Annotated in this window: 7 protein-coding genes and 1 rRNA gene; 2 read left to right on the forward strand and 6 right to left on the reverse strand. The window is 48.5% G+C overall.

Annotation, left to right across the window (positions count from 1 at the left end; translation table 11 throughout):
• Nucleotides 1-115: 115 nt before the first annotated feature.
• Nucleotides 116-1,513: a MocR-like pyridoxine biosynthesis transcription factor PdxR gene (gene pdxR, locus NK662_RS22700; RefSeq protein WP_254761260.1), complete on the reverse strand. Its 1,398-nt coding sequence runs from the start codon at nt 1,511-1,513 to the stop codon at nt 116-118.
• A gap of 99 nt (nt 1,514-1,612) precedes the next feature.
• Here pdxR and NK662_RS22705 point away from each other — a divergent pair, with 99 nt between their 5' ends.
• Complete coding sequence (locus NK662_RS22705; RefSeq protein WP_254761261.1) at nt 1,613-2,167, forward strand: pyridoxamine 5'-phosphate oxidase family protein; 555 nt, start codon at nt 1,613-1,615, stop codon at nt 2,165-2,167.
• A gap of 34 nt (nt 2,168-2,201) precedes the next feature.
• Here NK662_RS22705 and NK662_RS22710 read toward each other — a convergent pair whose 3' ends face one another.
• On the reverse strand, nt 2,202-3,365 hold the full coding sequence (locus tag NK662_RS22710; protein WP_254761262.1) for an iron-containing alcohol dehydrogenase: 1,164 nt from the start codon (nt 3,363-3,365) through the stop codon (nt 2,202-2,204).
• Nucleotides 3,366-3,541: 176 nt separating this feature from the next.
• On the opposite strand from NK662_RS22710, the gene NK662_RS22715 reads away from it, so the two are divergent.
• The gene (locus tag NK662_RS22715; protein ID WP_254761263.1) at nt 3,542-4,807 is read left to right on the forward strand and encodes an ATP-binding protein; all 1,266 of its coding nucleotides are present in this window, start codon (nt 3,542-3,544) and stop codon (nt 4,805-4,807) included.
• Between the two features lie 186 nt (nt 4,808-4,993).
• Here the strand turns inward: NK662_RS22715 and NK662_RS22720 are convergent, their stop codons facing one another.
• The 4 genes from NK662_RS22720 to rrf all read right to left on the reverse strand — a co-directional run.
• Entirely contained in the window at nt 4,994-5,593 is a 600-nt protein-coding gene (locus NK662_RS22720; RefSeq protein WP_254761264.1) for an undecaprenyl-diphosphatase, read from the reverse strand.
• Nucleotides 5,594-5,644: 51 nt separating this feature from the next.
• A complete protein-coding gene (gene uptA, locus NK662_RS22725) occupies nt 5,645-6,238 on the reverse strand; it encodes an undecaprenyl phosphate transporter UptA (RefSeq protein WP_254761265.1) in 594 nt (197 codons plus the stop codon).
• Between the two features lie 269 nt (nt 6,239-6,507).
• Nucleotides 6,508-6,828 carry a hypothetical protein gene (locus NK662_RS22730; RefSeq protein ID WP_254761266.1) on the reverse strand — a complete coding sequence of 107 codons (321 nt, stop codon included), beginning with the start codon at nt 6,826-6,828 and terminating at the stop codon, nt 6,508-6,510.
• Between the two features lie 39 nt (nt 6,829-6,867).
• A 5S ribosomal RNA gene (gene rrf, locus NK662_RS22735) occupies nt 6,868-6,952 on the reverse strand; the annotation flags it as partial.

Below are 6,952 nucleotides of genomic sequence, written 5' to 3' on the forward strand. Positions count from 1 at the left end.
AAAACATCTATAAAAAACTAGATTAATCTAATTTATTTACTAAAGAAAGATCATTTTAAGGATTATTTACTAGTAAAAAATTCGACCTACCATTAAAAAACAGGAGGCTTGCGGTTTATTTTACACAGGCCCATGCCTCTGCCAAAATCCGAATTCCCTCTGTAATGTCTTCTTCCCGCAGACCTCCGAATCCCAGTATGACCAAGCCGGGCGGGCATGCATCCGGATCAGCCCAATACTTTTTCGGCTCATATACCTTCACCCCTGCAGTTTCCGCTCTCCGCACCAGTTCACCGCTCTGCCCTCCCGCCACCTCCAACAGGAGATGCAAGCCGGCTCGCTGGCCAATAACACGCACCCGCTCTCCCATATACGCCTCAATCGCCGTCAGCAGTGCCCGATGCTTCGCTTGATACAGCTTTCGCATCCTCCGGACATGCCGGCTGAAGGAGCCTTCCTTCATGAAGAGATACAGTGCCCGCTGGATGAGAGGAGAGGCCGATTGGCTTTGATTTTGAAAATGCTTCTTATATCTGGTCAACAGGATTGGCGGCAGGATTACATAGCTGACACGGGCCGCAGGTAAGAAGGATTTGGAGAAAGTCCCCAAATAAATGACACGCTCCCCGGTATCCAATGCTTTTAAGGCAGGAATCGGCTGGCCCTGATAGCGGAATTCGCTGTCATAATCATCCTCAACAATAAAGCTGTTCGTATTGTAAGCCCACTGCAGCAGCTTCATGCGCTTCTGAATGGGCAGTACCGCACCGCAGGGAAATTGGTGTGAAGGTGTTATATATACCGCTTTCGCTGCACTTTGAGACAACTCGGCCATAGAGATGCCATCGTCCTCGATTGCGACAGGCTGCAGCAGACAGCCCTGCTGCAACAAAACAGTGCGTACCCCGTCATACCCCGGGTCTTCCATTGCCACCGGCTGCCCTGCCAGCTCCAGCAGCTGACAGAGAAACGTAATGGCCTGCTGCGTTCCGGCGCAAATGACAACCTGCTCCGGCAAACAGGATACGCCGCGGGCCTGCAGCACATGCTTTGCAATCTCCTCACGCAGCCCTCTGTCCCCCTGGCGGTTGCCATATAAAAGCACCTCCGCCCCTCCTGTTTCCAGCGCTTTCTGCAGGCATTGCTTCCACTGCCGGTATGGAAAATGCTCCAAATCCAAATCTCCATACTGAAAATCGTATGCATATGTGCTGGGCTCGCGCTCCTCTTCAACCGGAGGAGCTGTCTGTGATGCCGTGGAAAGCTCCTCCTGGGACAGCACATGCATGCCGCTTTTCGCCTTGCTTCCCACATATCCTTCTGCCACAAGCTGCTGATACGCGGCTTCAATTGTATTTTTGCTGACCGAAAGATGCTCAGACAGCCGCCGGATGGATGGCAGCCTGGTCCCTTCCGGCAAACGCCCTTGCTCGATTTCCAGCTTGATATACTCGTACACTTGCACATACAACGGGAGACTTCCATCCCGCTGCAGAAAAGGTGTCAGCTCCATGCTCCCCTCCATCTGCCCCTATGCAAAATTCTGTATCTGTCACTTTTGCTGAGGTCAATTTGCTTCTACAATGAGTATAACATTGAAGGGGGCAAACCTATGAATCCAATGCGATATGCAAAAAGGGAATGTACAGACCGCGGAAGAATTGATGCGTTTCTCCGGCAGGCAAAAACAGGGTTTCTCGGTCTTTCCGATGAAGAAGGACCATATGTAATTCCGCTGAATTTCGCTTATTATAACGGAGCCATTTATTTTCACGGTGCGGCGGAAGGACGCAAAATTGACATGATGAAGCAAAACAACCGGGTTTGCTTTACCATCAGCGAAGAATACGGCACCATCGCCGACCCGATTCCAGCCCACACGGATACAGCTTATATGAGTGTCATTCTGTTTGGGGAGTCAGAAGAGGTTACAGACCTGGACGAAGCAACAGCAGCCATGCAATGTATGCTCGATAAGTATGTGCCGGGCTATTACGATCAGCCATTGGCAAAAAGCCATGTCGAGCGCTACCGCTCTTCCAAGGGAAGCCGGACAGCCGTATTTAAAATCGTCCCGACATCTCTTTCCGCAAAGGAAAATGTCTTGAATGAGGAAGCTTCTTACTACCCAGGACGGACCATTGGGGCGGATACAAAACCCTGCTAAACAAGAAAGCCTCGCTTGCCGCGAGGCCTCTTTCTTATTTTGCCAAATGAAAAATTTGCACCAAGTCAGCTTCCTGCAGCTTCACGAAATTGCCAAGCGGGCCTCGTTCCGTTCCCTTCTTGGCCATTTCTTCGAAGTGCTCTGCACCGATATTTGCTTCTGCCAGGCGCACCGGCATACCTATGGAGCTGAAGAATTGCTCCAGCTTCTCAATGCCTTTCAGCGCTGTCTTCTCCAAGTCGTTCAGATCAATCTCCACATCCCATACGCGATTGGCGAACTGGGCAAAGCGGTTGACATCATGCTTGTATACATATTTCATCCAAGCCGGGAAGATGATTGCCAAGCCGGCGCCATGGGCGATGTCATAGATGCCGCTGATTTCATGCTCAATATCATGGCTGCCCCAATCACCGATGCGGCCGGTGCTCAGGAGGTCATTATGGGCAATGGTTCCCGCCCACATAATTTCCGCGCGGGCATCATAGTTTGCCGGTTCTGCCAGCACGGTGTGCGCATTATTGATGATTGTTCGCAACGCCGCTTCACACAGACGGTCTGTCAGCTCCACATGCTTTTCATTGGTGAAGTACCGTTCCAGAATATGCGCCATCATGTCTGTAATGCCGCATGCTGTTTGGTATGGCGGCAAGGTATATGTAAGAACGGGATTCAGAATGGCAAACTGCGGCCGCAGAGACTGGTGTCCCATGGCACGCTTGTACCAGCCATCCTCGTTCGTAATCACAGTTCCATTGCTTGTCTCGCTTCCGGCTGCCGGAATGGTCAGCACCACACCTATTGGCACAGACCCGGAAACCTCCGCTTTTCCTGTGAAGAAATCCCATACATCTCCCTCGTACTTGGCTCCAGCCGCAATGGCCTTCGCGGAGTCAATGACACTTCCGCCGCCAACGGCCAAGATCAGGTCAATACCCTGCTCCTTGCAAATGGCTACTCCTTCACGAACGAGGCTGACACGCGGATTTGGCTGCACACCGCCGAGTTCAAACACTTCCGCATTCTGCTCCCGCAGTGATTGTACAATCGCGTCATACAATCCACTTGCCTTTATGCTGCCGCCGCCGTAATGCAGCAGAATCTTCTTCCCGTAAGCAGCTGCCTCCTGCCCGGTGAACTGCTCCGTATCTTTTCCAAAAATAATTTTTGTTCCATTTTGAAATACGAAATTTTGCATGAATATCCCCTCCTGCATAGCTTACAACCTCTATCTTACTTCATGCCAATACAGACACGCAATGGACAGACGCCGCATGATGCATAAGGCTAAAAATAATCCTTATGAAGTATATGTGCGGCATCTTACTTTTGGGTATAATTCTTCATATAGAGATGCAGAGCAGGGGGAGTATCTTGTCGTATAATATTCAGAGTATTTTAGTAAACTACCTATTTATCGTTGTTGCGGTATTTTGGGTGCAGTTCGCATATGAGAAATCAGCACTGTCCGGGCGCCAGAAGAAAATCTTTTTATTTTGCTCCATGGCACTTTGTTTATTGTTTGGAATTACATTCCCGTTTCATGTAGCGCCGGGCCACATTTTTGATTTGCGCCTGCTGCCCCTGATCTTCGGAACGATATATGGGGGAGCTTATGTCGGAATTGGTTTGTTTGGTGTTTTCTCCGTATATCGTTTGATTACCGGAGGAGCCGGTTCTTACCCGGCACTCCTTATTATGATGACCCTTGTCATTATTCTATGTTGGTTTGCCCGTTCGGAGAGAACATGGAGTCCCAAAAGAAGAACTGCTGTCATGACGCTCTTAGCTGCTTTGGGAAGCACGTATTTCCTCACTGTATTTCACTTTGTGTTTCGTGTTAATGTTGGTTCAGCGGAAACCTGGCTTGCCCTGATCGGCATCCATACAGGCGGGATGCTGCTCCTCGTTGTGCAGACAGAACGCATGCGTTATCACTTCCAGCTGCAGCAGAAGGTAACACAAAGCGAGAAGCTGGAGCTCGTCTCCCATTTGGCTGCGGCTGTATCCCATGAGGTGCGCAATCCCCTGACCGCCAGTCGGGGCTTCATGCAGCTCCTGCTCGAAGATGAGGTGGAGCCGGAGCGCCGGAAACGATTTTTGCAAATTGCGATTGACGAATTAGACCGGGCTGAGGGGATTATCCGGGACTACTTAACATTTGCGAAGCCAGAAACAGAACATACACAAACCTTGTACGTGCCGGACGAAATCCATCGAGTGGTTGAAATTCTGACTCCGCTTGCCAACATGCATACTGTCCATATCTTAACCCACACCACGCTCTGCTGTGTAAAAGGAAGCCCGCACCTATTCACACAAAGTCTTTTAAACATCGCCAAAAATGCGATTGAAGCGATGACGGAGGGCGGTACACTGACCATACGCCTGGAACAGGAAGGCGATAAGGTCTGCATTTCCCTGGCGGACACGGGTACCGGGATGACGGAGAAGCAAATACAGCGTCTCGGCGAACCCTATTTCTCAACAAAAGGCACCAGAGGAACAGGCTTGGGAATGATGGTGACCTATCGTATTATCAGTGCCATGGGCGGACAAATACAAGTGAACAGCACTGTCGGGAAAGGCACAACCTTCAGGATCCTATTACCGGCAAGCAGGCAGCCTGTGCCGCTATAACAAAAGAAAACAAGAGGCTGTCCCAGAAGAAAATTTAAGGACAGCCTCTTGCTTCTATTGTGTCCCCCGCTTTTCACACCAACGAAAATCATCTTGATTACTATGCAGCAGGAGTTCCTTTACACTCAAAAACATGCAAGAAACCGAAAGGACTGGACCAATCCGTTTCTTACATGTCCAGATGCTTTATGTTGTATGGTTGTACTTTGATAAAGCGGGAATTCGCTTCGCAATACCGTTGTACACACGGAAGATCACCTGTGCAACAGGCTCAATTCTTCCTGCGGACAACAGAACAATTGCACCTGTTCCCCACGAAAGAACTGCGGCACCCAGAATGTCTGCCGGGTAGTGAACACCTACATACATACGGGAAATCCCGACAAGAACGGCCCAAATGAGTGCAGCGTATCCCCAGGCATCTTTGCGCAAAAGCAGCATAAAGGCAATTGTGAAGACAAGTACCCCATGGTCGCTTACAAAGGATGAATCCTTAGAGTGGGATACCAATTGATGCACATGATGGGTGACAAACGGACGGGCATGATAGTACAAATGATGCAGTGCGACATTGATCACCAAAGCAAGCATCATAGAGATAACCGTATATAATACCGTATATTGCTTGGCAATGGCAGAGCTTCGACTCGCTTTGCTGAACCATAAAAGCAACATAAATACAACCGCAACAACAGGTGCGCTGTTTGTAATGAACACCATGGTGGTATCCAGAGATGCTGCATGTCCAGCCCACCCATTGATCCATTGAAAAACTGTGTAGTTCATATGTTTCCTCCCCTTGTCCTCTTATATAAAATCAACACTTTGCAAATGAAGCTACTGCTTCTTTCGCTTAACAGCTATATATACAAAATAAATCACCATGACCACAGCTGCCGCCAACGCACTGGTTTGCACATACGGCTTAGCCAAGGTGTTGATGTTCGCCCAGTTTTTCGCAAGCTGTTGCCCCAGGTAAATAAAGATGACAGACCATGGAATAATGGCCAAGGTTGTATACAGCGTAAAAATCCGCAGCGGCATCTTGGAGATTCCTGCCGGGATGGAGATGGCATGTCTTACAACCGGAATGAAGCGTGCGGTAAAAATCACTCCCATTCCATACTTGCGAAACCATACTTCCGACCTGTTGATTTGATACTCCCCGATCAAAAGGAACTTTCCATACTTTCGCAGAAAAGGTCTTCCTCCAAACTGCCCGATCCAATACAGGAATAATTGGGCAAATAATCCTCCAATAGTTCCTGCAATCACAGCACCGAGGAACGTCAGCTTTCCTTGTGAAACAAGATATCCGGCATAGGCCAGCACAATTTCACTGGGGATTACCTCTATCATTAATCCCAAGGCAATTCCTATATAACCCAAACCCATGAATGCCACCAGGATGGAATGTATCAATCCGCTCATATAGAACCTCCTTTTGCCCGCGGCCCAAACATATTCTTCATATTATACAGATCGCCGCATACTCACTAAGTCATTATAAATTGCTTTTATGAGAATCCGATGAGAATTTCACAAAAGAAGTAAGAAAAAAACAGTAAGAGATGTACGCAGCCAGCTGAAAGAGCCAGATTGTACTGCCTCCCAATCCCTTTTTAAAAATCTGCTGAACGCGTTCCGGCATGTTTAGGCTTCTTTCTATGTGACAGGATGCTTGCCTCAGTTTCTCATGACTAAATACGAAGCTCTAAAGCACTTGCATTCCTCTTTGCATAAAAAATCCCTTCTGCAGCTGGAGAAGGGATTGCTGTTGCCTGGTAATGCTCTGTCCCCACATTTTCCGGCAAAAAGTCTCCTCTATGGGAATACATTGCGGGAACAGAACAAGCCCCCGGCAGGAATTGTTTCATTTTTTGAGATGATTGTTCCATTTTTCGATTTCTTTGTTTCATTTTTGAAAAAGATTGTTTCATTTTTTGACTTTTTTGTTCCACTGCCGGGAATGTGGCCTTGTGAATTGTTCCATCTCTTCCTGTTTTGTTCCACATCAGCACACGAAAAAAGACCAGCCATCATGGCTGGTCCTCTCTGTTGCCTAGCAACGTCCTACTCTCACAGGGGGAAACCCCCAACTACCATCGGCGCTGAAGAGCTTAACTTCCGTGTTCGGTATGGGAA

This window comes from Ectobacillus ponti, from assembly GCF_024294785.1.
Taxonomy (GTDB): Bacteria; Bacillota; Bacilli; order Bacillales; family Bacillaceae_G; genus Ectobacillus; species Ectobacillus ponti.

What these genes read in the sequence shown, in the direction of transcription:
- pdxR (WP_254761260.1), bottom strand. Translation starts at nt 1,513, where the DNA reads ATGGAGCTGACACCTTTTCTGCAGCGGGATGGAAGTCTCCCGTTGTAT.
- NK662_RS22705 (WP_254761261.1), top strand. Translation starts at nt 1,613, where the DNA reads ATGAATCCAATGCGATATGCAAAAAGGGAATGTACAGACCGCGGAAGA.
- NK662_RS22710 (WP_254761262.1), bottom strand. Translation starts at nt 3,365, where the DNA reads ATGCAAAATTTCGTATTTCAAAATGGAACAAAAATTATTTTTGGAAAA.
- NK662_RS22720 (WP_254761264.1), bottom strand. Translation starts at nt 5,593, where the DNA reads ATGAACTACACAGTTTTTCAATGGATCAATGGGTGGGCTGGACATGCA.
- uptA (WP_254761265.1), bottom strand. Translation starts at nt 6,238, where the DNA reads ATGAGCGGATTGATACATTCCATCCTGGTGGCATTCATGGGTTTGGGT.